This is a genomic window from Pseudomonas sp. Irchel 3E20, assembly GCF_900187645.1.
Lineage (GTDB): Bacteria > Pseudomonadota > Gammaproteobacteria > Pseudomonadales > Pseudomonadaceae > Aquipseudomonas.
Map to the genome: position 1 here is coordinate 1 of NZ_FYEE01000010.1, position 25,454 is coordinate 25,454.

At 64.3% G+C, this 25,454-nt stretch carries 15 protein-coding genes; 7 read left to right on the plus strand and 8 right to left on the minus strand.

The window, feature by feature from the left end; translation table 11 throughout:
* From CKW13_RS24480 to CKW13_RS17655, 3 genes are all read left to right on the plus strand, one after another.
* Positions 1–1,167, plus strand: a 1,167-nt coding sequence (locus CKW13_RS24480; RefSeq protein WP_176465134.1) for a hypothetical protein, incomplete at its 5' end; no start/stop codon positions are given.
* 514 nt (positions 1,168–1,681) lie between these two features.
* A complete protein-coding gene (locus CKW13_RS17650; protein ID WP_095109881.1) occupies positions 1,682–4,279 on the plus strand; it encodes an autotransporter outer membrane beta-barrel domain-containing protein in 2,598 nt (865 codons plus the stop codon).
* A 314-nt stretch (positions 4,280–4,593) separates the two neighbouring features.
* Complete coding sequence (locus CKW13_RS17655) at positions 4,594–5,601, plus strand: autotransporter outer membrane beta-barrel domain-containing protein (protein ID WP_095109882.1); 1,008 nt, start codon at positions 4,594–4,596, stop codon at positions 5,599–5,601.
* A gap of 56 nt (positions 5,602–5,657) precedes the next feature.
* On the opposite strand, the gene glgB is transcribed toward CKW13_RS17655, so the two are convergent.
* Positions 5,658–7,886, minus strand: a complete 2,229-nt coding sequence (glgB, locus tag CKW13_RS17660; protein WP_095109883.1) for a 1,4-alpha-glucan branching protein GlgB — start codon at positions 7,884–7,886, stop codon at positions 5,658–5,660.
* A 320-nt stretch (positions 7,887–8,206) separates the two neighbouring features.
* On the opposite strand from glgB, the gene CKW13_RS24485 reads away from it, so the two are divergent.
* Complete coding sequence (locus CKW13_RS24485) at positions 8,207–8,365, plus strand: hypothetical protein (protein ID WP_176465135.1); 159 nt, start codon at positions 8,207–8,209, stop codon at positions 8,363–8,365.
* Positions 8,366–8,937: 572 nt separating this feature from the next.
* On the opposite strand, the gene CKW13_RS17665 is transcribed toward CKW13_RS24485, so the two are convergent.
* The gene (locus CKW13_RS17665; protein WP_095109884.1) at positions 8,938–9,432 is read right to left on the minus strand and encodes an MgtC/SapB family protein; all 495 of its coding nucleotides are present in this window, start codon (positions 9,430–9,432) and stop codon (positions 8,938–8,940) included.
* A 142-nt stretch (positions 9,433–9,574) separates the two neighbouring features.
* Here CKW13_RS17665 and CKW13_RS17670 point away from each other — a divergent pair, with 142 nt between their 5' ends.
* The 3 genes from CKW13_RS17670 to mapR all read left to right on the plus strand — a co-directional run bounded on the left by CKW13_RS17670 (position 9,575) and on the right by mapR (position 13,007).
* Positions 9,575–9,808, plus strand: coding sequence for a DUF3203 family protein (locus tag CKW13_RS17670; RefSeq protein WP_095109885.1), 234 nt, complete (start codon positions 9,575–9,577; stop codon positions 9,806–9,808).
* A gap of 206 nt (positions 9,809–10,014) precedes the next feature.
* Positions 10,015–11,427, plus strand: coding sequence for a cytochrome c oxidase accessory protein CcoG (ccoG, locus tag CKW13_RS17675; RefSeq protein ID WP_095109886.1), 1,413 nt, complete (start codon positions 10,015–10,017; stop codon positions 11,425–11,427).
* Positions 11,428–11,597: 170 nt separating this feature from the next.
* Entirely contained in the window at positions 11,598–13,007 is a 1,410-nt protein-coding gene (mapR, locus tag CKW13_RS17680; protein WP_095109887.1) for a GntR family transcriptional regulator MpaR, read from the plus strand.
* A gap of 61 nt (positions 13,008–13,068) precedes the next feature.
* Here mapR and CKW13_RS17685 read toward each other — a convergent pair whose 3' ends face one another.
* From CKW13_RS17685 to CKW13_RS17715, 6 genes are all read right to left on the minus strand, one after another.
* A complete protein-coding gene (locus CKW13_RS17685; RefSeq protein ID WP_095109888.1) occupies positions 13,069–13,815 on the minus strand; it encodes an SDR family oxidoreductase in 747 nt (248 codons plus the stop codon).
* An 85-nt stretch (positions 13,816–13,900) separates the two neighbouring features.
* Entirely contained in the window at positions 13,901–15,970 is a 2,070-nt protein-coding gene (locus CKW13_RS17690; RefSeq protein ID WP_095109889.1) for a bifunctional diguanylate cyclase/phosphodiesterase, read from the minus strand.
* Between the two features lie 341 nt (positions 15,971–16,311).
* Positions 16,312–17,805 (minus strand): efflux transporter outer membrane subunit, encoded by a 1,494-nt coding sequence (locus CKW13_RS17700; RefSeq protein ID WP_095109891.1) that lies wholly within the window; start codon positions 17,803–17,805, stop codon positions 16,312–16,314.
* Complete coding sequence (locus tag CKW13_RS17705) at positions 17,802–20,915, minus strand: efflux RND transporter permease subunit (protein WP_095109892.1); 3,114 nt, start codon at positions 20,913–20,915, stop codon at positions 17,802–17,804. Before CKW13_RS17705 ends, CKW13_RS17700 begins: the two co-directional genes overlap by 4 nt.
* On the minus strand, positions 20,912–24,013 hold the full coding sequence (locus tag CKW13_RS17710; protein WP_095109893.1) for an MdtB/MuxB family multidrug efflux RND transporter permease subunit: 3,102 nt from the start codon (positions 24,011–24,013) through the stop codon (positions 20,912–20,914). Before CKW13_RS17710 ends, CKW13_RS17705 begins: the two co-directional genes overlap by 4 nt.
* Positions 24,010–25,314 (minus strand): MdtA/MuxA family multidrug efflux RND transporter periplasmic adaptor subunit, encoded by a 1,305-nt coding sequence (locus tag CKW13_RS17715; protein WP_095109894.1) that lies wholly within the window; start codon positions 25,312–25,314, stop codon positions 24,010–24,012. Before CKW13_RS17715 ends, CKW13_RS17710 begins: the two co-directional genes overlap by 4 nt.
* Positions 25,315–25,454: the final 140 nt, after the last annotated feature.

Sequence of the window (25,454 nt, forward strand, 5' to 3'; positions counted from 1 at the left end):
GTCACCCAGGCCCTGGACTTGCCACTGCCGGTACTCATCAACGCCACCGGCACCGGCGCCAACGTCACCTATGCGCCACTGCAAGGCGTAAACGGGGCCAAGGTGCGGGTGAGCTACCCGGACATGAACACCGGCGACAGCATCCGCCTCGTCATGGCCGGCACACCCGGCGCGGGCAGCCCGACCATCGCCCCTAAACCAGGCGAAACCGACAAAACCGTCGAGTTCGATATCCCCGCCAGCGCCATCGCCGCCAATATCGGCGCCACCAACAAGACCTTTACCCTCCAGTACCAGGTGACTCGCGGCGGCGGCAGCCCCAATCCCTCTGGCACAGTGACGGTAACGGTGACGCCGATCCACCTTTCCAACCTACCAAGGGTGCAAATCAACAAAACTTCCCATGGGGGAACACTTAATGTCGGTCAATTGAGCGGTAATGGTCAGGCGGCAACTATCAATCCATGGCCATTTAGTAAAGCGGGCCAGAAAGTATGGATAAGTATCAGCGGTACAACAGGGAGCTTGAAGGTGCTCGACGGATATTCCATTACTGAGGCCGAAGCCGCAAATGGCTTAGCCAACAAGCCGGTCCAGCGGGCCTGGCTACAGTCACAAGCTCATCACAGGGAAATTATTGTCCTTTTTAAAATAGGCCTCAATGGAGCACAGACCGAATCCGAGGCGATAACTTCCCGCCTTACCAACTACATAATCAGTAAAATGCACGGCGTTGTCGTTGATTACACGCCATTCGACAATAGAAGTTATAACGGCTGGACAACAGGCCCAGCTGTCCAGCCTGGAGACCTATCCTTCAAAGAACTCGGTGGAAGGCTGCGCCTGTTTAACTACACAACCACCAACAATTCAGCAGGGATACTGCTGAGAAAAACAATCAACAACTTAGTTGTGGGTCGTGAGTATCAATTCACGGTAAGCGTATTAAACGCCAATATTCCACCGGTAATTTTTTACCCTCGCATTTCGCTGGAGACTAGCCAGGGCCAATTAACCTCCCCACTCACCCTTATCGGATCCTATTGGCTTCAAATATCCGGAGTATTTACTGCTGCCTCCAGCTCCATAGAGTTACGTTTTGTCAGCCATCAAGCAGATGGCAATGGCAATGACTACTACATGTCTGACTTTAAGCTGGAGTATTAGGTAAAAGCAGAAAAACCATGGCGGTTTTGTTTTGCCGATAAAGCCGCCACACTCTTTGCAAACAGCCCAGTCAACGAGGCTTCAATGCTTGGGTCGAACCTGAGCAGCGACTGACCTTCGTTAGCCATTACCCAATCAAACCCCGGGGGCGGGCCTTGCCTGCGATGAAGCCGCTCCAGGCGTTGGTCGCAAGACCGCCCTCGCTGGCATGCGCGCTCCCACTAACAGTCCACCCACCCAAGCTTCGCTCTGTGAGAGAGGCAGAGTAACCAGAGGCTTTGCGGGCGCCGCATACGCCATTTTATTTCCCTGCGCAACTGTCAGATCTGACAGTACCGCTGGTCAGCCGAGGCGCCAGCCATCGAAAAAACCACTACTACTTCAAGTGTCTGAGCCACAGACACCCTGCAAGTCATCAGTGCAGTGCCTTCAAACCGGATTAAGGCTTTTTTGATAGGCCGCGACAGCAGGGCATCCCGAGAAAGCCGCTCAATGCCAGGGGTCCGGACCTATCATGAAATACCCTGCTCGCTTACTGCCCTCACTCGCCACCACCTCCCTGCTCATGCTGTCGCCCCACGTTGCCCAAGCTGCGTGCACGCTGACGCCTGGGGCCGGCAACGACAACTTTGTTTGCGACAGCGGCACCAGCGGTGCCCTGACCGACCTGGCGGGCAATAACAGCCTGACGTTCCCCGCCAACGGCACCGGCAGCATCACTGGCAACGTCACCTTCGGCGCGGGCACCGACCGCGTGGAGATGAACTCCGGCGCTATCAACGGCGCCCTGAACATGGGCGATGGCGCCGACTCGCTGGTCATCAACGCCGGCACCATCACCGGCGCCGTGCAGCAGGGCAACGGGGTCGATGACTTCGTCATGAACGGCGGCACCATCGCCTCCCTGGCCCAAGGCGACAGCCGCGACACCTTCAGCATGAGTGGCGGCACCATCACTGGCGCCTTCGAGGACGGCGATACGGCGCGCATGACCGCCGGCACCATCGGTCGCGTGGACATGAAGCTGGACAAGAACCGCTTTGAACTGTTGGGCGGGGAAATCCAGGGCAACCTGGTGACCGGGTTCGACACCGACACCATCATCGTCCAGGGCGGGCGCGTGGGCGGCAACATCAGCGTCAGTGGCGGCGATGACAGCATCAGCGTGCAGGGCGGCGAAGTGGTCGGGGAAATCCGCGCCAGCGCCGGCGATGACAGCTTCGTGTGGAGCGGCGGCCACATCCGCTCGCCCATCCTCATGGGCGAAGGCACCGACACCGCGCTGCTGCGCAACCAGACCGAACTGATCCTCAGCCTGGTGTCGCGCATCGACGGCGGCCCGGACGGCAATACGTTGACGTTCGAGAACACCACGTCCGCCGGAGCCAGCCGCTACATCAACTGGCAAACGGTGAACCTCACCAACGGCAGCCATTTTGACCTCACCGAGCCCTTTATCCTGGCGGCCACCGCGCCCTTCCCCGGCACGTTCAATATCCTCGGGCCGGTCACTACCCTGGCCCCCGTGCAGGGCAGCATCACCTCGCCGGACGGCACGGTGCCGATCACCGTCAACAACGAGGGGATCATCGACATGAGCAGCGGCAACAGCCGCACCAACGACAGCCTCACCGTGCACGGCAACTACGCGGGCAGCGGCGGGCGGTTGTTCGTCAACAGCGTGCTGGCCGGCGACGATGCGCCCAGCGACAAATTGGTGGTGGTCAACGGCACCCTGGGCGGCACCACGCAGATCAGCGTGAGTAACGTCGGCGGCGCCGGGGCCGAAAGCCTGCAAAACGGCATCCAGGTGGTAGAGGCCCAAGGCACCGCCAGCAGCGACCCTTCGGCCTTCAGCCTCAAAGACGGCAGCGTGTCGGCCGGGCCCTACGTGTACTACTTGTTCAAGGGCGGCGTCACCGCCAACACGGGCAACAGTTGGTACTTGCGTTCGGCCATCGTGCCCGTCACACCGCTGCCGGGGGTGGGGCCGGAAGAACCCGGCAACCCTGGCAATCCTGGCAATCCTGGCAATCCCGGCAACCCAGGCAACCCAGGTAACCCTGGCAACCCCGAAGAGCCCGAAATCACCCTACCGGTCATCGCCCCCGGCTCCCCCCCCGTGCCCGTGGTACTGCCCGGCATGCGCCCCATTCCCCTGTATCGCCCAGAAGTGCCGGTATGGTCGGCGTTGCAACCCGCGGCAAACCTGCTGACCCTTTCGGCCCTGGGCACCTTCCACGAGCGCCAGGGCGAACAACGCCTGCTCACCGAGCACGGTGCCTTTGGCGCAGGCTGGGGCCGGGTGTATGGCAAGCAACTGGACCAGACCTGGGCCGGCACCGTGAACCCGCACCTGGACGGCTCGCTCAAGGGTTTCCAGGTGGGCAATGACCTGTACGGCACCGAGGCCGCATCCGGCATGAGCCAACGGGTCGGTTTCTTCGTCGGCCACACCCAGGTCGAGGGCGATGTGGACGGCTTCAACCAGGGCTTCGAGGGCCAGCGCGCCGGTAAGGTTGACCTGCAAGGCGACAGCTTCGGCCTCTACTGGACCCTGCTCAACCCGCAGCGCGCCTACCTCGATATGGTGCTAATGGGCACACGCCTGGACAACGACAGCCACTCCGACCGCGGCCTCAAGCTCAAGAACCGCGGCCACGCCCTCACCGCGTCGGTGGAGGCCGGCTACCCGATTGCCCTGGGCAAGCAATGGGAGATCGAGCCCCAGGCACAAATCATCCACCAGAAGGTATCCCTGGACAGCGGCCATGACGGCGTGTCGCGGGTGGAGTTCGACGCCGACAGTGCCTGGACCGGGCGCCTGGGTGCACGCCTCAAGGGCCGCTACGAAGTCAGCGGCCTGCCGGTGGAGCCCTATGTGCGTGCCAACCTGTGGCACACATTCTCCGGCACCAGCAGCGAGACCTACGACAACCGCCACAGCATCAGCAGCCAGCAAAAAGCGTCGTCGGCGGATGTGGGCCTGGGCGTGGTGGTCAGCCTCAGCCGCGCGGTGAGCGTCTACGCCAGCACCGACTACAGCCACGATATCGACAGCACCCAGCAAAAAGGCGTCGCCGCCAACCTGGGCGTGCGCGTCAGTTGGTAGCCCCCTATCGAAAGCCTCTGGAACGGGGCTTTCGACGCTTTTCATCTACAAACAGGCACTTAGGGTTTGCAGCCATTTCAAGGCCTTGGCGGGGCTAAAAAATAATCTTCAAAGCCATGCGCAGTTTCTTGACGCTTTGCCCGCGCTCTTCTTAGCTCAACCTTACTACCCCCGGTATTACCTCCCGGGGCCAGGCCCCCAACACCCGCGCCAGCGGGCCACCGGGCCTTGCCTCATTGAACTCGGTCGCCCCTCATTCGGGGTAGGAGAGACGCCAAAGCGAGAGACTGCATGCGATTGCAAGGTAGACCGCCATGAAAACCTCCTTCACTTCCCACGAGATCACCCTGACCTTCTGCACCCTGTCCACCTCCCTGCTGTTGGCCGCCCCGTTGGCCGCCCGCGCCGAGGGCCCGGCGAATGCCTGGTACGGCCCCGCCGCCCTGCCCACTGGCGAACCGGGCCTGGCCCCCACGTTGCTCATCGATAACGCCAGCACCTGGGAGCGCCTCTACGGCCGCCCCGCCCGGCAGGCCGAAACCGATTACCTGGCCTCGCAGTTCGCCGCCAACCTCCAAGGCCTGCTCAAGGGCCCGGCCCTTTACACCCGCCAAGCCAGCGACGGCAGCACCCAACGCATCGGCCTGCTGGGCGGTGAACGCCAGTTACTGAGCAACGGCAATGGCATCATCACCCGTCGTGCCATGGCCGATCCGCGCCGCGACACCCTCAACGTCCAGGGCCAGAGCCTGGGGGCGTTCTGGAGCCTGACCGGGGCCCAGGGCTGGCACGTTGACCTGAGCGCCAGTGGCGGCCGTGTCAGCGGCTACAGCCGCAACGAACAGGGCCAGCGCCAGGCCACCGAAGGCAACGCGGTGACCCTGTCGGTGGAAGGCGGTTTCCCCATCGGCATCGGCGACAACTGGGTGGTCGAACCCCAAGCGCAATTGATAAACCAACGCATCAGCCTGGGCACGCCCAACGCGGGCAGTGGCAGCCCTTCGTCCACCGCCCAGACGTCCTGGAGCGGCCGGGTCGGCGCCCGCCTGAAGGGGCGCTATGAAGTCAGCGGCCTGCCCCTGGAACCCTACGTGCGCACCAACCTGTGGCACACGGTGTACAGCGGCGACACCCTGACCCTGGACAAGGTCGACAAGATCAGCAGCAGCCGCAAATCCTCCACCGTGGAATTGGGCCTGGGCCTGGTGGCGAAGGTCTCGCCCACCGTCAGCCTGTACGTCAGCGCCGACTACAGCAGCGACGTGGACGACAACGACCTCAATGGCCTGATTGGCAGCCTGGGTGTGCGGATGCGCTGGTGAGCGGCCATCGCGCCTGTAGCAAGCGGGCCTGCCCGCTTGCCACCCCAACAGCGCCGTTACTGCGGGCGCAATACCAGCACCGCCAACGGCGGCAGGTTCAGCGCCAGGGACAGTGCCTGGCCGTGGCTCGGCACGGTTTGGGCCTCGACGCTGCCGCCGTTGCCGTAGTTGGACCCGGCGTAGCGCTCGGCGTCGCTGTTGAGCACTTCGCTCCACTGCCCGCCCAGGGGCACGCCGATGCGGTAGCCCTCGCGCGGCACCGGGGTGAAGTTGGCCACCACCAGCAGCGGCCGGCCGTCGGCGCTCCAGCGCAGCCAGGCGTAAACACTGTTGATGGCGTCATCGCCCACCAACCACTGGAAGCCCTGGGGCAGATGATCCTGCTGATGCAACTCGGGCGCCTCGCGGTAGAGGCGGTTGAGGTCACCCACCAGTTGCTGCACGCCCCGGTGCTCGGGGTATTGCAGCAAGTACCAATCCAGTTGCTGGTCGTGGTTCCACTCGCGCCACTGGCCGAACTCGCAGCCCATGAACAACAGCTTCTTGCCCGGGTGGGTCCACATGAAACTCAGGTAGGCGCGCAGGTTGGCGAATTTCTGCCAGCGGTCGCCCGGCATCTTGTCGATCAGCGAATGCTTGCCGTGCACCACCTCGTCATGGGAGATGGGCAGGATGAAACGCTCGGACCAGGCGTACACCAGGCCAAAACTCAACTCGTTGTGGTGATGGCCGCGGTACACCGGGTCTTGCTGGATGTAATGCAGCGAATCGTGCATCCAGCCCATGTTCCATTTGTAGGCAAAGCCCAGGCCGCCCTGCTGGGTGCCTTGGCTGACCCCGGGCCAAGCCGTGGACTCTTCGGCGATCACCAGCGCCCCCGGCGCCTCCAGGGCCACCACGTCGTTGAGGTGGCGCACAAAATCGATGGCTTCCAGGTTCTCGCGCCCGCCATGGCGGTTGGGCACCCACTCGCCGGCCTTGCGCGAATAGTCGCGGTAGAGCATCGAGGCCACCGCATCCACCCGCAGCCCATCGACATGGAAATGCTTGAGCCAGTGCAACGCCGAAGCCAGCATGAAACCGTGCACTTCGGTGCGGCCCAGGTTGTAGATCAGCGTGTCCCAGTCCTGGTGGAAGCCCTCCAACGGGTTGCCGTACTCGTACAACGCGGTGCCGTCGAACTGCGCCAAGCCGTGGGCATCGGTGGGGAAATGGGCCGGCACCCAATCGAGAATCACCCCGATCCCGGCCAAGTGGCAGGCATTGACGAACCCGGCGAAATCCTGGGGCGAACCGAAGCGCGCACTGGGCGCGAACTGGGACAGCGGCTGATAGCCCCAGGAGCCGCCAAAGGGGTGCTCCATGATCGGCATCAGCTCCACATGGGTGAAGCCCAGCTCCAGCACATAGGGGATCAGCCGCTCGGCCAATTCGCCCCAGCCATATTGGCGGGCCACTTCCCCCAGGTCATCGACCTCGCACTGCCAGGAACCGACGTGCAATTCGTAGATCGACAGCGGCGCCGTCACCGCTTGCGCCGCGCCGCGGGCCTGCATCCAGGCATCGTCTTGCCAGGCCATCGCCAGTTTGGGGGCGACCTTGGAGGCGGTGTTCGGTGGCAGCGTGGTGGCCAGCGCCACGGGGTCAGCCTTGAGCGGCAGGATGCCGTTGGCGCCGAGAATTTCGTATTTGTAGGCCTCGCCGGCCTGCAACCGGGGGATGAAAATCTCCCACACGCCGCTGGGGTGGCGCAGGCGCATGGGGTGGCGGCGGCCGTCCCACACATTGAAATCGCCCACCACCGACACTCGCCGCGCATTCGGCGCCCACACGGCGAAGCGCACGCCGTCGATGCCATCCACCTGGGTCAGTTGCGCCCCCAGGCAAGCGCTCAAGTCGCGGTGATTGCCCTCGGCGAACAGGTACAGATCCATCTCCCCCAGCAACGGGCCGAAGCTGTAGGGGTCTTCGCTGGTCTGCTCGCCACCGGGCCACTGGATGCGCAGCCGATAGCGCCCCAGGCTGGGCAGATGGCCGACGAACAGGCCCGGCACGCGGCTGGCCGGCAAATCCGCGAGCACCTCGTCGCTGTCGCTGGCCAGCACCTGCACCGCCAGGGCATCGGGCAGGAACGCACGGATCACCTGCCCGCCCGCGCCATCGTCGTGAGGCCCCAGGATGGCAAAAGGGTCGGCATGCTCAGCCCGCACCAACGCCTCGATGTCCTTGGCCGTCGGCAACCACTTGCCCACGGATTGCCCCTGATCCCTGCTCGACACACTCATACCTGCACTCCGCTGTTCTGGGTCTTGAAGAAAGAGGAAAACCAGCCGCCACAAGGAACCCGGCAAGGTTAGCCGCTCACCCGCGATCTGCCTGCCCGTCCCCATGCAACGCCCGGGCCGTAACCCCACGGCCCGCGTGCGCACCATCATGCGCGCCGCCCTCGGCTCGTGGCGCACCGTCCTGGTGCCGCCGCCGATTAAGTTCCGAACCACAGCCCGCGGCAAAGTTCAGGCAAATATCGGCCAGCACCTGCACAAAAAACCTGAGCAAAACCCGCCGCCGCGCAGTCCACCGCAAAACCACCGCAGGAGAACCGCCCATGAACATCCCCATCCCCGCCGAAACTCCCGACCCCAACATCGACGACCCGACCCTGCCAATCCCCGACCCCGAGCCCATCCCGGAACAAGACCCACCGCCGCCCCAACAGCCCCCCGTGGGCGACCCACCGCCGCAGGAGCCGCCGGTGCGGGTTTGAGGCCGACCGAAGATCAGCGACAAACCGGCAGTTATATGCCGTTTGTCGCTTTTATATAAAAGAACAGCCAAGCGGCTGTAAAAACCAACTTACCGAATAACAAGAATCCACTGATAACGTCCTACAGCACCAACTTAAGCCCGTAAAAAAACACCCTCACCCAACAACTATAAAACACCGATTACTGAAACTTACTCCGTAAAAAACACTTAACAGAAACACCCGCCAGCGTGTAGGCGTGTTCCTAAAAGCAGCAAAAATACCCTACAAATCAATCCCACTACCTTATTTGCAGTTATTTCCCGCAAACGTTAATACAGACGCTCAGTACGTTTATTAACGCGACTCACTACAGCCGGCGGAGGGCATTGCCATGCAACTGAGGCCCTACAACTATGAACTTATGAACTTCACGCCCGGCAACTTCAATACCGCGCTGCCGCACCCGCGCGACACTTATCCCCCGCCCTTGGCGAAAGCCTTGATGAGCCTGAGTATTAACCCGCCCGCAACCCGCGAAGAATTACACGCGCGGCTCCAGGCCCACGGGCTCAGGCCCTGCGACCCTGACGTCACTGATCCTTCTCCCACAACCGCACCACCCGTGGCATCACGCTGAACACCGCCAGGGCCAGCAAGGTGCTGAGCACGGCGGTGGCTTCACGGCCCAGGCCCGCCGAGACGCCGATGGCGGCGGTCATCCAGAGGCCGGCGGCGGTGGTCAGGCCCTTGACGTGGCCTTCATCGCCTTCGGTGTTTTTCAGGATGGTGCCCGCGCCGAGAAAGCCGATGCCGGCGATCACGCCTTGCACCACTCGGCTCAGGGCGTCGGCTTCGGCGCCGGCCATTTGCGGCACCAGCACGAACAGCGCCGCGCCCAGGGCCACGAGCATGTGGGTGCGCACGCCCGCGGCCTTGCCTTTTTGCTCGCGCTCAAACCCGAGGATGCCACCCAGCACGGCGGCAATCAGCAGGCGTACGGTGATTTGGGTCAGTTGTTTGGCGTCGCCGATATCAGCGAATTCAGCTTGCAAGGTCATCCAGACCTCATGCCACCAGGTGTTCATGGTCGTTGTCCTGTTCCGTGGGTGTGCAGCGGTGGACAGCGGCGCACGCTAGAGGTGCACCGCGACCGCCAGTCGGTTGCGCAGAACCCTGGCCCCGGGCGGCTGCCTACCCCTTTACACACCATCACAAAGGGCCACGGCCATGAGCGTACGCATCGAAAACCAAACCTGTTTTTTTGACACCCAAGAGGTGCGTGAACAGCGCCCTGCCGCCGAGGTGACGATCCGCACCGATGAGGAAAAATCCATGTCCTTCGTCGACCTCAATGGCGCTCGCGTGTACATCACCGAAGCAGAAGCCGACGCCTTGACCGTCGCAGGCGCCGTGGACGGGCGCAAGCACTTGAAAGCGGCGGACAGTGATTCGGTGATTTGACTGACCCAGATCACAGACAGCCGCCAGCGCTTGCGTTAGCGCGCGGCGGCTCGCTGTAGCGGCGCGTACCGGGGTACGGCAAGTTGTCGCAGGGGCGCCGCCCCGGGCCATCTGATCCGCTTTTTAATGCAATAGCTGAGTCTGTTATGCAAACAGATGAGTGGTCATAGTGCATCCGCCTGATGGAGGCTGATGAGCGAAAGACCATGAGCGAAAAAATCCCCGTCCGATTAGTAGAAACATTCGAGCCTTCACGCCCAAAGATGAAGGCCAAAACCAGCGACAACCAGATTCACACCCGCAGTTTCACCGGTTTGTTCCGCACCTTGCGCTTGAGCGGTGCCGGTTTTCTGTTCCTGGCCTTTTTCGGCACTGTGTGGCTGAACTGGGGCGGCCGCCAGGCCGTTTTGTGGGACCTGTCGGAAAGTAAGTTCCACATCTTTGGCGCCACGTTCTGGCCCCAGGATTTCATCCTGTTGTCAGCGCTGCTGATTATCTGTGCCTTCGGCCTGTTCGCGATCACCGTGTTCGCCGGCCGCGTGTGGTGCGGCTACACCTGCCCGCAAAGCTCGTTCACCTGGCTGTTCATGTGGTGCGAGAAGGTCACCGAGGGCGAACGCAACCAACGCATCAAGCTGCAAGCGGCGCCCTGGAACCTGAATAAACTGCTGCGCCGCAGCGCCAAGCACACGATGTGGCTGGCCATCAGCCTGCTGACCGGGCTGACCTTCGTCGGTTACTTCACCCCCGTGCGGCCCCTGGCCGAAGAGCTGCTGACCCTGCAAATCGGCGGTGTGAGCCTGTTTTGGGTGCTGTTTTTCACCGGCGCCACCTACATCAACGCCGGTTGGCTGCGCGAGGCGGTGTGCATGCACATGTGCCCCTACGCGCGCTTTCAGAGCGTGATGTTCGACAAAGACACCCTGACCATCTCCTACGATGCCGCCCGTGGCGAAACCCGCGGCCCGCGCAAACGCGGGGTGGCCCCGGCCGAAACCGGGCTGGGGGATTGCATCGACTGCTACCTGTGCGTGCAGGTGTGCCCTACCGGCATCGACATCCGCGATGGCCTGCAAATGGAGTGCATCGGTTGCGCGGCCTGTATCGACGCCTGTGATTCGGTGATGGACAAGATGGGCTACGCCCGCGGCTTGGTCAGCTACACCTCCGAGCACCAGTTGCAGGGCGGCAAGACCCACCTGCTGCGGCCACGCCTGATCGGTTACTGTGCGGTGCTGGTCATCATGATCGGCGCCCTGGTGCTGGCGCTGGTGGAGCGGCCGATGATCTCCCTGGACGTGAGCAAGGACCGTGGCCTGTTCCGCGAGAACAGCCAGGGCCAGATCGAGAACATCTACAGCCTCAAAGTCATCAACAAGACCCAGGAACGCCAGCAATACACCGTGTCGCTGGTCGATGGCGAAGGCTTCGAGCTGCACGGCAAGACCGAACTGAGCCTGGCACCGGGGGAGATCGTTGACGTGCCGGTGTCGGTGGCGATGATCGCCGACCGCCCGAGCAGCAGCTCCCAGCAGATCAGCTTCAAGGTCAGCGACAGCGACGAGCCGCACATCCACAGCGTGGCCCATAGCCGCTTCGTGGCGCCGTTGAACCGTTAGACTGCGCCAGCGAACGTGTGTGGGAGCGGGCCTGCCCGCGATGGCGGCAGTACAGACGATAGAGATGTATCGGCTGTACCGGCCCTATCACGGGCAGGCCAGCTCCCACAGGGATCTGTTCTCATACTGGCTTTTCCCCTCCACCGCCCACCGTCAATGCTGAGTCCCCGATGAAACGCTACGAAAAATTCGCCGACGACATTGCCGAACTGATCCGCTCCGGGGTACTGGGCCCCGGCCAGCGTGTGCCCTCGGTGCGCTACGCCAGCCAGACCTACGGCGTGAGCCCCTCGACGGTGTTCCAGGCCTACTACCTGCTTGAGCGCCGGGGCCTGATCCGCGCCCGGCCGCGCTCGGGCTATTTCGTCAACACCCATGCGCCGAGCCCGTTCTGCGAGCCGGTCATCAGCAGCCAGGTGAACGAGTCCACCGAGGTGGATGTGAGTGAACTGGTGTTCTCGGTTCTCGATTCCATCAAGGACCCCACCACCGTGCCCTTTGGCTCGGCGTTCCCCAGCCCCACCCTGTTCCCGTTGCCACGCCTGGCCCGCTCCATGGCCAGCGCCAGCCGTGAGATGGACCCGCGCATGGTGGTCACCGACATGTCCCCGGGCAACCCGCAACTGCGCCGCCAGATCGCCCTGCGCTACATGGTCGGCGGGCTGATGTTGCCCATGGAGGAGTTGCTGATTACCAACGGCGCCCTGGAGGCGCTGAACCTGTGCCTGCAAGCCGTCACCGAACCGGGCGACCTGGTGGCCATAGAGGCCCCGGCCTTTTACGCCAGCCTGCAAGTGCTGGAGCGGCTCAAGCTCAAGGCCGTGGAAATCCCCGTGCACCCGCGTGACGGCATCGACCTGGGCGTGCTGGCGCAAACCCTGGAACGCCACCCGATCAAGGCCTGCTGGTGCATGACCAGTTTCCAGAACCCCATGGGCGCAACCATGCCCGAAGCCAAGAAGCAGGAACTGGTGGAGTTGCTGCGGGTGCACCAGGTGCCGTTGATCGAAGACGACGTTTACGCCGAACTGTATTACGGCCAGCAGGCGCCCAAGCCCGCCAAGGCGTTCGACACCGAAGGGTTGGTGATGCACTGCGGCTCGTTCGCCAAGAGCCTGGCCCCCGGCTATCGCATCGGCTGGGTCGCCGCCGGGCGCTACGCGCAGAAAATCGAACGGCTGAAGTTGATGACGTCGCTGTGCGCCTCGATGCCGGCCCAAGCCGCCATCGCCGACTACCTGCAACACGGCGGCTACGACCGCCACCTGCGCAAGTTGCGCTACGCCCTGGAAGAACAGCAAAGCGCCATGCTCGCCGCCATCGCCCGCTACTTCCCGGCGCAGACCCGGGTCAGCCAACCGGCCGGTGGCTATTTTCTGTGGCTGGAGTTGCCGCAGCAGACCGACTCGCTGAAGTTGTTCCAGATGGCCCTGGCCCAAGGCATCAGCATCGCGCCGGGGCCGATCTTTTCGCCGACCCAGCGCTTTGGCAACTGCATCCGCCTGAACTACGGCAGCCCCTGGGACGAAGCGGCGGAACAGGCCATGGAAACCCTGGGGCGGATCGTGCGTTCGTTCTGAACAGGGGTGGTTGTAGCCAGCGGGCGAGCCCGCTGCTACAAGGCATGGCGCGCAGAGGGGGTCAGCGGCCGCCGCCCAGATCGACGAAGGTACCGGTGGCGTAGGAGGCCTTGTCCGACAACAGCCAGATAATCGCCTCGGCCACTTCTTCGGGGCGCCCGCCGCGCGCCATGGGGATGCCCGATTCCAGCTTGCTGACCCGGTCCGGGTCGCCGCTCAGGGCGTGGAAGTCGGTGAAGATGTAGCCCGGGCGCACGCCGTTGACGCGGATGCCCTCGCCCGCCACTTCCTTGGACAACCCGATGGTGAACGTGTCCAGCGCGCCCTTGGAGGCGGCGTAGTCAACGTATTCCCCCGGCGAACCGAGGCGCGCCGCCACCGACGAGACGTTGACGATGCTGCCGCCCTGCCCGCCGTGCTTGGGTGACATGCGCAGCAACGCGTGCTTGGCGCACAAAATCGGCCCCAGCACGTTGGTCTTGAGGGTGCTCAGGATGCGGAACTCGGACATCTGCTCGACCCGCGCTTTGTGCCCCACGGTGCCGGCATTGTTGACCAGGGCGGTGACGCGGCCCAGTTCATGGTCAACGCGCTGGAACAGCGTGATGACCTCATCCTCGATGCTCACATCGGCGCGCACCGTGATGGCCTGGGCACCCAAGGCGCGCACCTGTTCAAGGACGCGGTGGGCGGCCTCGTCGTCGGCCTGGTAGTTGATGCAGATCCGGTAGCCCTGCTGCGCGGCCAGCAGCGCGGTGGCGGCGCCTATACCGCGGCTGGCGCCGGTGATGACGATAACTTTGTCCATGCGGGTCCTCTCCCCTCTAACCTCAAGCGTTGCGCGGCAAGGATACCTGCCGGCGCTGGCTTTTGCATGGCGCCGGGCCAGTATCTCACTGTTCGGCGCGGACAATCTCGGCCATAAAACCCTCGGCCGGCAGCGGACGGCCCAGCAGGTAGCCTTGCAGCGAGTCGCAGCCCAATTGGGTGAGAAAGTCCTGCTGCAGGTTGGTTTCCACCCCTTCGGCGACGATGCGCAGGCCCAGGGCCCGGCCCAGGGCGACAATGGCCGAGACGATGGCGGCATCGTCGCTGTCGTGTTCCAGGTCGCGGACAAAGCCGCGGTCGATCTTCAACTCGTTGGCCGGCAGGCGCTTTAAGTACATCAGGCTCGAATAGCCGGTGCCGAAGTCGTCGATGGACAGGTCCACGCCCATCTGCGACAGCTCGTTGAGCACCGTCATGCTCGCGTCGGCGTCGCTCATGGCGGTGGTTTCGGTGATTTCCAGGGTCAGGCTGTTGGCCGGCAACTGATGGCGCAGCAGCGCACTGGCAACGCTCTTGACCAGCCCGGCGTGGCAGAACTGCAACGCCGAGAGGTTCACCGCGATGCGCCAATCGGTGTAGCCCAGCAGGTACCACTGGCGCATCTGCCGGCAGGCCTCGTTCAGCACCCAGTCGCCGATGGCGATAATCAGGCCGGTTTTTTCCGCCAGTTCGATAAAGGTGTCCGGCGGCATCAGGCCATGTACGGGGTGCTCCCAGCGCAGCAGCGCCTCGGCGCCCACCGGGCGGCCGTTGCTGGCATCGAACTTGGGCTGGTAGTGCAGGCGCAACTGGTTGAGCTCGACGGCGGCGCGCAGGTCCTGGAGCAATTGCAGCTGCTTGCGCGCGTTGGAGTTCATCGACGCGTCGAAAAAGCGGTAGCCGTTCTTGCCGGTGCCCTTGGCGTTGTACATCGCCGCGTCGGCGTTCATCAGCAGTTCCTGGGGCGTCTGGCCGTTGCCGGGGTAGACCGCGATGCCGACACTGGCGGAGATGTGCAGGTCATGCTCGGCCACCCGGAACGCGCGGGAGATCAGCCCCACTTGGCGCGCAGCCAGGCGCAGGGCATCGTCCGGGGCACCGAGGTGCACCAGCAGCACGAACTCATCGCCGCCAATGCGCGCCAGGGTGTCCTGGCTGCGCAGGTCTTCGCGCAGGCGCAGGCCCACCTCGCGCAGCAACTGGTCGCCCATGTGGTGGCCGAAGGCGTCGTTGACCGGTTTGAAGCCATCCAGGTCGATGAACATCAGGGCAAAACAGCCGCCCTGCTCCTGCACCACGTGCATGGCCTGGTCGATGCGGTCGGCCAGCAGCACGCGGTTGGGCAGGCCGGTGAGGGTGTCGTGCAGGGCCAGTTGGATCAGTTCTTCGTTGGCCAGGGTCAGGGAACGGGCCAGGCCCGCGGTGCGTGATTCCAGGCGGGCGTCGAGGACCGAGGTCAGCAGCGCGATACACAGCACCGCCAGGGTGGTGACCAGCACCAGGTTGTCCAGGCCCTTGCCGCTCAAACCGTCCAGCGCCGCGCCGCAAAAACTGCCATCGGCGAAACGGGCGGCGGCCATGCCGGTGTAATGCATGCCAACAATGGCCATGCCCATCACCACCGAGGCCCCGCCCCGGGCCAGGCGCACGTAGGGTGTGTTGCGGCGCAGGTGGAAGGCGATCCACAGCGCCGCCGCCGAGGCGCCGACCGCAATCAGCAGCGAGGCGCCGAACAGCGTTGGGTCGTAGTCGATGCCCGGTTGCATGCGCAGGGCCGCCATGCCGGTGTAGTGCATAGCGGCGATCCCGGCGCCCATCACCAACGCGCCGAACCCCCATTGCCAGGCCGGCAGGCGCGGCTGGCTGACCAGCCACAGGGCAAAGCCGCTGGAGAGGATGGCGATCAACAGGGACAGCAAGGTGATGCCGATGTCATAGCCCAAATCGATGGGCAGGCGCACGGCCAACATGCCGATAAAGTGCATCGACCAGATGCCCACGCCCATGGCAAAGGCCCCGCCGCCCATCCACAGGTACACGGCGCGGCCACGGGCCGTGGCGATACGGCCGGTGAGGTCGAGGGCGGTGTAGGAAGCCAGGATCGCCACACACAGGGAGATCAGGACCAGCGCGGGGGAATAACTGCCGATGAGCATGGGACTTCTCGTAAACGATGACCCCATCGGCGTCCATGATCCGGGGCAAAGAGCACGATTGTACCGATTGCCTGGGGGAAGGTGCTGACAAATGTTATCAATAGGCCACTATTCAGGTGGAAGCCTGGCGCTGTATTTGCGGTGCCCCACCGCTGTGGGAGCCTGGCTGGCCAGCGTGGCGATCTTGCGGCCGTCATCGCGGGCGGGCCCGCTCTCACAGAGGATGGGCCTGGCGCTGTATTTGCGGTGCCCCACCGCTGTGGGAGCCTGGCTGGCCAGCGTGGCGATCTTGCGGCCGCCATCGCGGGCGGGCCCGCTCTCACCCAGGGAGTGCCCTGTGCTCAATCCGCCTCAGGTGCCTGCAACTGCCCGTCCCAGCCGCCGCCCAGGGCGGCGATCAATTGCACGCTGGCCACCAGCCGGCTTTGCAGCAGGTTGAGCACGCTGCGTTCGTTGCTCAGGGCGGTGGCCTGGACGGAGACGACGTCGAGGTAGGCGATAAGCCCGGCCTTGTACTGGTTCTGGGTCAGGCGCAGGGATTCGCGGGCCGCGTCCAGGGCTTCCTGGCGTACTGCCGCTTCGTCTTCCAGGACCTTGAGCTGCACCAGGTAGTTTTCCACTTCGCGAAAGCCGTCGAGCACGGTTTGCCGGTATTTGGCCACGGTCTGGTCGTAAGCGGCCTCGCTGCGGTCGACTTCAGCCGAGCGCTGGCCGGCGTCGAACAGGGTCATGGCCAGTTTCGGCCCCACCGACCAGAAGCGGTTGGGCAGGCTGATCCAGTCGCTGAAGGTACTGCTGCTGTAGCCGCCGGCCAGGCTCAGGGTCAGGTCCGGGAAATAGGCGGTCTTGGCCACGCCAATGTTGGCGTTGGCGGCGATCACCGCGCGTTCGGCCGAGGCGATGTCGGGGCGCCGCTCCAGCAATTGCGACGGCAGGGTCAGGGGAATGGCCGGCAGGCCAGGAATGTCCGGGGTTTCGGCCAGGCTGAACTGAGCCGGGGGCACGCCGGTGAGTACGGCGATGGCGTTTTCCAGTTGCGCCCGTTGCCAGATCAGGTCGATCAGGTCGGCCTGGGTGCTTTTGAGCTGGGTTTGCGCCTGGGCCACGGCGTCCTTGCCTGAGACCCCGGCACGGTACTGGTTCTGGGTCATGGTCAGGGAACGCTGGTACGCCTGGACCGTGGCCTCCAGCAGGCGTTTTTGCTGGTCGATCACCCGCAGTTGCAGGTAGTTCTGCACCAGTTCCGACTGTTGGCTCAGGCGCATCGCGGCGAGGTCGGCGAAGCTCGCCTCGGCGCTCGCCTCGTTAGCCTCCAGCCCCCGGCGCAACTTGCCCCAGATATCGGCCTCCCAACTGACGCCCAACTGCGCGTCGTAGGTGTCGCGGATGCCGCTGCTGGAATTGCTCAGGCTGGAACTGCTGCTGCCGGTGCCCTGGCTGGAACGGGTCTTGCCGGCGCTCAGGTCGAGTTTGGGGAACAGCGAGCCACGGGCGCTGCGCACCAGGGCCTGGGCCTGGCGGTACTGGGCTTCGGACTGGGCCACGGTCTGGTTGGCGCTGTTGAGTTTTTCGATCAGTTCGTTGAGCTGGCGGTCGCCGTACAGCTCCCACCAGGCACCGCGGGCCAGGGAATCGCTGGGGTTGGCCTGGCGCCAGCCCTCGGCCTGTTTGTACTCCGGGGGCGTGTCCAGTGCCGGGCGCTGATAGTCCGGGCCGATGGCGCAGGCGCCGAGCATCAGCGCGCACAGGCTCAGGCCCAGCAGGCGCGAACCGCGGGCCAGGGGCAGGCGTCGGGCGCCAGGCACGGCGGCGTTGGGCAGCAGGCAATCAGTCATAGCGGAGTTTCCAGAGCGGCATCGGTACGCACCCCGCGCCAGCGGTTGAAACCGTGGCGCAGGCGATCGAGATAGAGGTAGACCACCGGAGTGGTGTAAAGGGTCAGCACCTGGCTGAACACCAGCCCGCCAATGATGGTCAGGCCCAGGGGTTGGCGCATTTCCGCGCCTTCGGCGCTGCTCAGCAGCAACGGCACGGCGCCGAGGATGGCCGCCAGGGTGGTCATCAGGATCGGCCGCAAGCGCAGCAGGCAGGCGCTGCGAATCGATTCCAGCGGGCTCAGGCCCTGGTGGCGCTCCAGTTGCAGCGCCAGGTCGATCATCAAAATGGCGTTCTTCTTCACCACGCCGATAAGCAGGAACAGCCCCAACAGGGAGATCAGGCTGAACTCACCGCCCAAAGCGTAGATCGACAGCAGCGCACCCACGCCGGCCGAGGGCAAGGTGGAGAGGATGGTCAGCGGGTGAATGTAGCTTTCATACAGCACCCCCAGCACCAGATACACCGCCAGCAGTGCACCGAGGATCATCAACGGCTGGCTCTTTTGCGTTTCGGCGAAGGCGTCGGCGTTGCCGGCCATTTTCGCGGTGACGCCTTCGGGCAGGCCGATTTTCGCCACGGCCCGCTCGATAGCCGCCGACCCCTGCTCCAGGGTCACGCCTTCGGCCATGTCGAAGGAGATGTTCTCGGCGGCGAACTGTTCTTCGTGGGTGACACGGTCGTTTTCCAGGCTGCTTTCGTAGTGGGCGAAAGTGGACAGTGGCACACGGGCGCCGTCGGCGGTAATCACCTGCACCTGGTTGAGGGTGCTGGGGTCTTGGGCGTACTTGGGGTTGACCTCCATCACCACGCGGTACTGGTTGAGGCTGTCATAGATGGTGGAGATCTGCCGCTGGCTGTAGGCGTTGTTGAGCACCGAGGTGACCATGGCCATGTCGATGCCCAGGCGCTTGGCTTGGTCACGGTCGACGATCAGGGTGATCTGCTGCGCGCCGTCGCCGTCGTGGGCATCCACCGCCGTCAGCTCGGGCAGGGCCTTGAGGGCCGCCGACACTTTCGGGTACCACTGGCGCAACGCACTGAGGTCGCCGCTCTGGACGATGTAGGTGTACTGCGAGCTGTTCTGCCCGCCTCCACCGCCACCGCCGAATTGCAAGTCCTGGTCGGCCATGAGGAACAGTTGCCCGCCCGGCACCTTGGGCATGTCCTTGCGCAGGCGCTCGATGACTTTTTGCGCGGAAATGCGCCGCTCTTCGATGGGTTTGAGGCGCACCAGCATAAAGGCGTTGTTGATGCCGTTGCTGCCGCCGATAAAGCCCGCCACGCTCTGCACCGCCGGGTCGCGCAGGACGGCACGGCGGTAGGTTTCCATCTTCGGCTGCATCACGTTGAACGACAGGCCATCGTCGCCGCGCACAAAACCGATCAGTTGCCCGGTGTCCTGCTGGGGCATGAAGGTCTTGGGCACCACCACATACAGGGCGACGTTGACGCCGATGGTCAGCAGCAGGCTCAGCAGGGTCAGGCGCCGATGGCGCAGCACCCAGTCCAGGCTGGTGGCGTAGCGGCTGACCATCCATTCGTTGGCCCGTTGGCTGGCCCGTTGCAGGCGGTTTTCGCGGCCCGGCACATGGGGTTTGAGCCAGCGCGCGCAGAGCATGGGGGTGAGGGTCAAAGACACCAGCAGCGAGACCAGGATCGCCGCCGCCAAGGTGATGGAGAATTCGCGGAACAGGCTTTCAATAATCCCGCCCATGAACAGGATCGACAGGAACACCACCACCAGCGAGACGTTCATCGACAACAGGGTAAAACCCACTTCCTTGGTGCCCAGGTACGCGGCCTTGAGCGGCGCGACGCCTTCGTCGATATGCCGGGAGATGTTCTCCAGCACCACGATGGCGTCGTCCACCACCAGGCCGGTGGCGAGGATCAGCGCCATCAGGCTCAGGTTGTTCAGGGAAAACCCGTACAGGTACATGATCGCGAACGTGCCCACCAGCGACACTGGCACCGCCAGGGTGGGGATCAGCGAGGCGCGGAAATTGCCGAGAAACAGGTACACCACCAGGATCACCAAGGCCACGGCGATCAGCAGGGTCATTTCCGCTTCGTGCAGGGTGGCCTTGATGACGGGCGAGCGGTCCATGGCCACGTTCAGTTGCACGCTGGCCGGCAGCAACGCCTGCAACGCCGGGAGCTGGTCCTTGATCTGCGCCACGGTTTCGATGATGTTGGCGCCGCTCTGGCGGTTGACTACCAGCAGCACCGCCGCGTCGTCGTTGAAAAAACCGCTGTTGTAGCGGTCCTCGACGCCGTCGCGCACGCTGGCCACGTCCCTGAGGCGCAGGGCCGAGCCGTTCTGGTAGCGGATTATCAGCGAGCTGTAGTCCTTGGCCTTTTCCAATTGGTCGTTGGCCTGGATCTGCCACATGCGCTCGGCGTCCGCCACCGAGCCCTTGGGCCGGCGCACGTTGGCGTTGGCGATGGTGTCGCGCACTTCGTCCAGGGCCACGCCGTACTGGTTGAGCAGTTGCGGCTCCAACTCAATGCGCACCGCCGGCAGGGAACTGCCGCCGATCTGCACTTCGCCCACGCCCGGCACCTGGGCCAGGCTCTGGGACAGGATGGTGGACGCCAGGTCGTAGAGCTGGCCCTTTTCCAGCACGTCGGAGGTCAGCGACAGCACCATGATCGGCGCCTGGGACGGGTTGACCTTCTTGTAGGTGGGCATGCTGCGCATGCCGCTGGGCAGCAGGTTGCGCGAGGCGTTGATGGCCGCTTGCACCTCCCGCGCCGCGCCGTTGATGTCGCGGCCCATCTCGAACTCCAGGATGACCCGGGTCGAGCCCTGGCTGGAGCGGCTGCTCATGCTGTTGATGCCGGCGATGGCACCGAAGGAACGCTCCAAAGGCGTGGCCACCGTGGACGCCATCACCTCGGGGCTGGCCCCCGGCAGGCTGGCCTGCACCACGATCACCGGAAAATCCATCTGCGGCAGCGGCGCCACCGGCAGCAGGCCGAAGCTCAAGCCGCCCAGCAGCATGATGGCCAAGCTCAGGAGCATGGTCGCCACGGGGCGCTTGATGAAGGGGCCGGACAGGTTCATGGCTCAACCGGCTCCAGGCGATCCGGCGCGGGGCGCCAGCGGCGGCCCAAACGGTCGAAATACAGGTAGATCACCGGTGTGGTGAACAGGGTCAGCACCTGGCTCACCAGCAGCCCGCCCACCATCACCAGGCCCAGGGGTTGGCGCAGTTCGGCGCCGGAACCGGTGGCAAGCATCAACGGCACGGCGCCGAACAACGCCGCCAGGGTGGTCATCAGGATGGGCCGGAACCGCAGCAGCGCGGCCTGGTAGATCGCCGTTTGCGGGTCCAGGCCCTGGTGGCGTTCGGCGTCGAGGGCGAAGTCGATCATCATGATCGCGTTCTTCTTGACGATGCCGATCAGCAGGATGATGCCGATGATGGCGATCATCCCCAGGTCATTGCCGCTGAGCAGCAAAGCCAGCAAGGCGCCCACCGCCGCCGAGGGCAAGGTGGAGAGAATGGTGATGGGGTGGATGTAGCTCTCGTAGAGCACGCCGAGCACGATGTACATGGTCACCACCGCCGCCAGGATCAGCAGCAAGGTACTCGACAGCGACGCCTCGAACGCCTGGGCCGCGCCCTGGAACTGGGTTTGCACACCCAGGGGCATGCCGATGTCGCGCTGCACCTGGTTAATCAGCTCCACGGCTTGGCCCAGCGCCACGCCGGGGGCCAGGTTGAACGACATCATCACCGCCGGGAACTGGCCGATGTGGGTAATGGCCAGTTGCGCCTGGCGCTCTTCAACATGGGCCAGGCTGGAGAGGCGCACCTGGACGCCGTCGGTGGTCTTGACGTGGATCTGGTCCAGGGCCTGGGGCCCGATTTTTTCCCCGGCCTGGGCCTGGAGCACTACGCGGTACTGGCTGGCCTGGGTGTAGATGGTGGAAATCTGCCGCTGGCCGAAGGCGTCGTACAACGCGTCGGTGATGTTGGCCACCGACACCCCCACGCGCGAGGCGGCGTCGCGGTCGATCACCAGGTACACCTGCAAGCCTTTGTCCTGCAGGTCGCTGGCCACATCGGTGAGTTCCGGGCGGTCCACCAGGGCCTGCACCAGCCGTGCGCTCCACAGGCTGAGCAGGTCGGCGTCCGGCGACGACATGCTGAACTGGTACTGGGTGCGGCTGACCCGGTCTTCGATGGTCAAGTCCTGCACCGGTTGCATGAACAAGCGAATGCCCACCAATTGGTTGACCTTGGGTTGCAACCGCGCGATCACCTCGGCGGCGCTCAGGTCGCGCTCGCCGTGGGGCTTGAGGTTAATCAGCAGGCGCCCGCTGTTGAGGGTGGCGTTGTCGCCGTCCACACCGATGTAGGACGACAGGCTCTGCACCGCCGGGTCTTGCAGGACAATGGCGGCCAACGCTTGCTGGCGCTGGCTCATGGCGGTGAAGGACACCGATTGCGGCGCCTCGGAAATGCCCTGGATCACCCCAGTGTCCTGCACCGGGAAAAAGCCCTTGGGCACCATCAGGTACAGCACCACGGTCAGCCCCAGGGTGGCGACGGCCACCAGCAGGGTCAGCGGTTGATGCTTGAGCACCCACTGCAATTTGCGCCCGTAGGCGGCCACCATCCACTCCAGGCAGGCCCCGCTGGCGCGGTAGAAGCGGCCCTGCTCCTCGGCCTTGGGCTCGCGCTTGAGCAGGCGCGCGCACATCATCGGCGTGAGGGTCAGGGACACCACCAGGGAAATCAGGATCGCCACCGCCAGGGTGATGGCGAACTCGCGAAACAGCCGCCCAACCACGTCGGCCATGAACAGCAGCGGGATCAGCACCGCGATCAGCGACAGGGTCAGCGACACCAAGGTGAAACCGATCTGCTTGGCCCCCTTGAGCGCGGCCTGCATCGGGCTTTCGCCCTCCTCGATGTAGCGCGAGATGTTCTCCAGCATGACGATGGCGTCGTCCACCACAAACCCGGTGGCGATGGTCAGGGCCATCAGGGTCAGGTTGTTGATAGAGAACCCGGCCAGGTACATCACGCCGAAGGTGCCGATCAGCGACAACGGCACGGCAATCGAGGGGATCAGGGTGGCGCTGGCGCGGCGCAGGAACAGGAACGTGACCATCACCACCAGGGCAATGGCGATCAGCAATTCATGCTGCACATCGGTGACCGAGGCGCGGATGGTCTGGGTGCGGTCGGTGAGCACTGCCACCTCGAGGCCGGCGGGCAGGTTGTCGGTGATGCCCGGCAGCATGGCCTTGATCCGGTCCACCACCTCGATCACGTTGGCCCCGGGTTGGCGCTGGATATTGAGCAATACCGCTTGGTTCTGGTTGGCCCAGGCCGCCAGGCGTTCGTTCTCGGCGCCATCGACGATCTCGGCAACATCCTTCAAGCGCAGGGGCGCGCCGTCCTTGTAGGCGAGGATCAGTTCGGCGTAGTCCTTGGGCGAGGTCAACTGGTCGTTGGCATCGAGCATCGACACCCGGGTCGGGCCGTCGAAGTTGCCCTTGGGCTGGTTGACGTTGGAGGCGCCGATGAGGCTGCGCACATCCGCCAGGTTCAGGCCATTGGCGGCCAGGGCCTGGGGGTTGACCTTGATCCGCACAGCCTGGCGCTGGCCACCGGCGATGCTGACCATGCCCACGCCGCTGATCTGCGCAATGCGCTGGGCCATGCGGGTGTCGACCAGGTCATTGAGCTTGGGCAGCGGCAGGGTCTTGGACGTGATGGCCAGGGTCAGCACCGGGGTGTCCGCCGGGTTGACCTTGTTGTACACCGGCGGCGCCGGCAGGTCATTGGGCAGCAGGTTGCTGGCGGCGTTGATCGCGGCCTGCACCTCTTGCTCGGCCACGTCCATATTGATGTCGAGGTTAAAGCGCAGGGTCAGCACCGAAGCGCCGCCGCTGCTGGTGGAGGCCATCTGGGTCAGGCCCGGCATCTGCCCGAACTGGCGTTCCAGCGGCGCGGTGACCGCGCTGGTCATCACGTCCGGGCTGGCGCCGGGGTACAGGGTCATGACGCGGATGGTCGGGTAATCCACCTGGGGCAAGGCCGAAACCGGCAGCATGCGGTAGGCGATCAGGCCGGCCAGGACAATGGCCAGCATGCTCAGCGTGGTGGCGACCGGGCGAAGGATAAACAGCCGCGAGAGGTTCATGCGCCGCCCTTTTGCGCCTTGGCCGGATCAACCACCGCACTGCCCGGCGCGCCCTTGAGCTGCTCGCTGGGGCCGGCCGGCACCTGCTGTGGGTCGTTGACCACTTCCACCAGGGTGTCGGCCTTGAGGCGGTCGGTGCCTTCGAGCACCACCCGCTCGCCCGGCGCCAGGCCTTCGCTGACCACGGTGTGCTCGCCGTCGCTGATACCGACCTTGAGCACCCGTACCTGAACCTTGTTCTCGGCACCGACCACATAGACAAAAGTGCCGTCGTTGCCGAATTGAATCGCCGCCGCCGGGGCCAGCACCACCTCTTTAAGGGTGTCGGCCAGCAGGCGCACATTGACGAACTGGTTGGGGAACAGCGCGCTGTCGCGGTTCTCGTAGCGGGCCTTGAATTTCAGGGTGCCGGTGGCGACGTCGATCTGGTTGTCCAGGCTTTGCAGCACGCCGCTGGCCTGCAACTTGAGGTCGCCGCGGTCCCACGCCTCCACTGGCAACTTGGCGCCGGCGCGATAACGCTCCAGCACGGTGCTCAAGCTGTTTTCCGGCAGGGTGAAGGCGACATTGATCGGCTGGGTCTGGGTGATGACCACCAGCGCCGTGGTGTCGTTGGCCGCCACCAGGTTACCCACGTCCAGTTGGCGCAGGCCCAGGCGCCCGGCGATCGGGGCGCGGATGCGGGTGAAGTCCAGGTTCAACTGGGCGTCATTGACCGCTGCCTGGTTGGTCTTGACCGTACCCTGGTACTGGCCCACCAGCGCGGCGGCGGTGTCCAGGGTCTGCTTGGCGATGCTGTCTTCGGCATACAGGCCGCGATAGCGCTCCAGGTCCACTTGGGCGTTCTTCAATTGCGCCTGGTTTTGCAGCAACGTGCCCTGGGCCTGGAGCAAGGCGTTCTGGTACGGGCGTGGGTCGATCTCGGCCAGCAGGTCACCGGCCTTGACCATCTGCCCCTCCTGGAAGTGGATCTTCACCAGCTCCCCCGCCACGCGGCTGCGCACATTAATCGTGTTCAACGCCGTGACCGTGCCCAAGGCCTTGTAGTACAGCGGGAAATCCCCACGAGTGGCGGGCGCCACGCGCACCGGCACCGCCGCCGTGGAACCACCGAAACCGGGGCGCATCATGCCGGACTTGCCCATTTTCCCGGCCGGTTTCTGCCCGGCGCTGTCGCCCTGCTCGGCACCGGCCGGCCAGAACTTCCAGCACAACAGCGCGACAACCAACAGGATGAGCAGGCCAAACAGCCAGCGGCGGGAATTACGGGAAGCAAAGGATTGCATGGAGAGATCAACCATTGGGCGCGTAGGCATCTTTACGGGAGGCTGAAAGATAAGCACTGGCGGGGAATTAGCAAAGCGCCTTTACCGGCAATTTACCTTGGGCGCTCGTTTACGGTGTTTGCTAAACCATTGAGCACAAATGAAAACGGCCTGGA

Excerpts from the sequence above, each read along its gene's own strand:
- CKW13_RS17650 (WP_095109881.1), top strand. The coding sequence starts at position 1,682 with ATGAAATACCCTGCTCGCTTACTGCCCTCACTCGCCACCACCTCCCTG.
- CKW13_RS17655 (WP_095109882.1), top strand. The coding sequence starts at position 4,594 with ATGAAAACCTCCTTCACTTCCCACGAGATCACCCTGACCTTCTGCACC.
- glgB (WP_095109883.1), bottom strand. The coding sequence starts at position 7,886 with ATGAGTGTGTCGAGCAGGGATCAGGGGCAATCCGTGGGCAAGTGGTTG.
- CKW13_RS24485 (WP_176465135.1), top strand. The coding sequence starts at position 8,207 with ATGAACATCCCCATCCCCGCCGAAACTCCCGACCCCAACATCGACGAC.
- CKW13_RS17665 (WP_095109884.1), bottom strand. The coding sequence starts at position 9,432 with ATGAACACCTGGTGGCATGAGGTCTGGATGACCTTGCAAGCTGAATTC.
- CKW13_RS17670 (WP_095109885.1), top strand. The coding sequence starts at position 9,575 with ATGAGCGTACGCATCGAAAACCAAACCTGTTTTTTTGACACCCAAGAG.
- ccoG (WP_095109886.1), top strand. The coding sequence starts at position 10,015 with ATGAGCGAAAAAATCCCCGTCCGATTAGTAGAAACATTCGAGCCTTCA.
- mapR (WP_095109887.1), top strand. The coding sequence starts at position 11,598 with ATGAAACGCTACGAAAAATTCGCCGACGACATTGCCGAACTGATCCGC.
- CKW13_RS17685 (WP_095109888.1), bottom strand. The coding sequence starts at position 13,815 with ATGGACAAAGTTATCGTCATCACCGGCGCCAGCCGCGGTATAGGCGCC.
- CKW13_RS17690 (WP_095109889.1), bottom strand. The coding sequence starts at position 15,970 with ATGCTCATCGGCAGTTATTCCCCCGCGCTGGTCCTGATCTCCCTGTGT.
- CKW13_RS17700 (WP_095109891.1), bottom strand. The coding sequence starts at position 17,805 with ATGACTGATTGCCTGCTGCCCAACGCCGCCGTGCCTGGCGCCCGACGC.
- CKW13_RS17705 (WP_095109892.1), bottom strand. The coding sequence starts at position 20,915 with ATGAACCTGTCCGGCCCCTTCATCAAGCGCCCCGTGGCGACCATGCTC.
- CKW13_RS17710 (WP_095109893.1), bottom strand. The coding sequence starts at position 24,013 with ATGAACCTCTCGCGGCTGTTTATCCTTCGCCCGGTCGCCACCACGCTG.
- CKW13_RS17715 (WP_095109894.1), bottom strand. The coding sequence starts at position 25,314 with ATGGTTGATCTCTCCATGCAATCCTTTGCTTCCCGTAATTCCCGCCGC.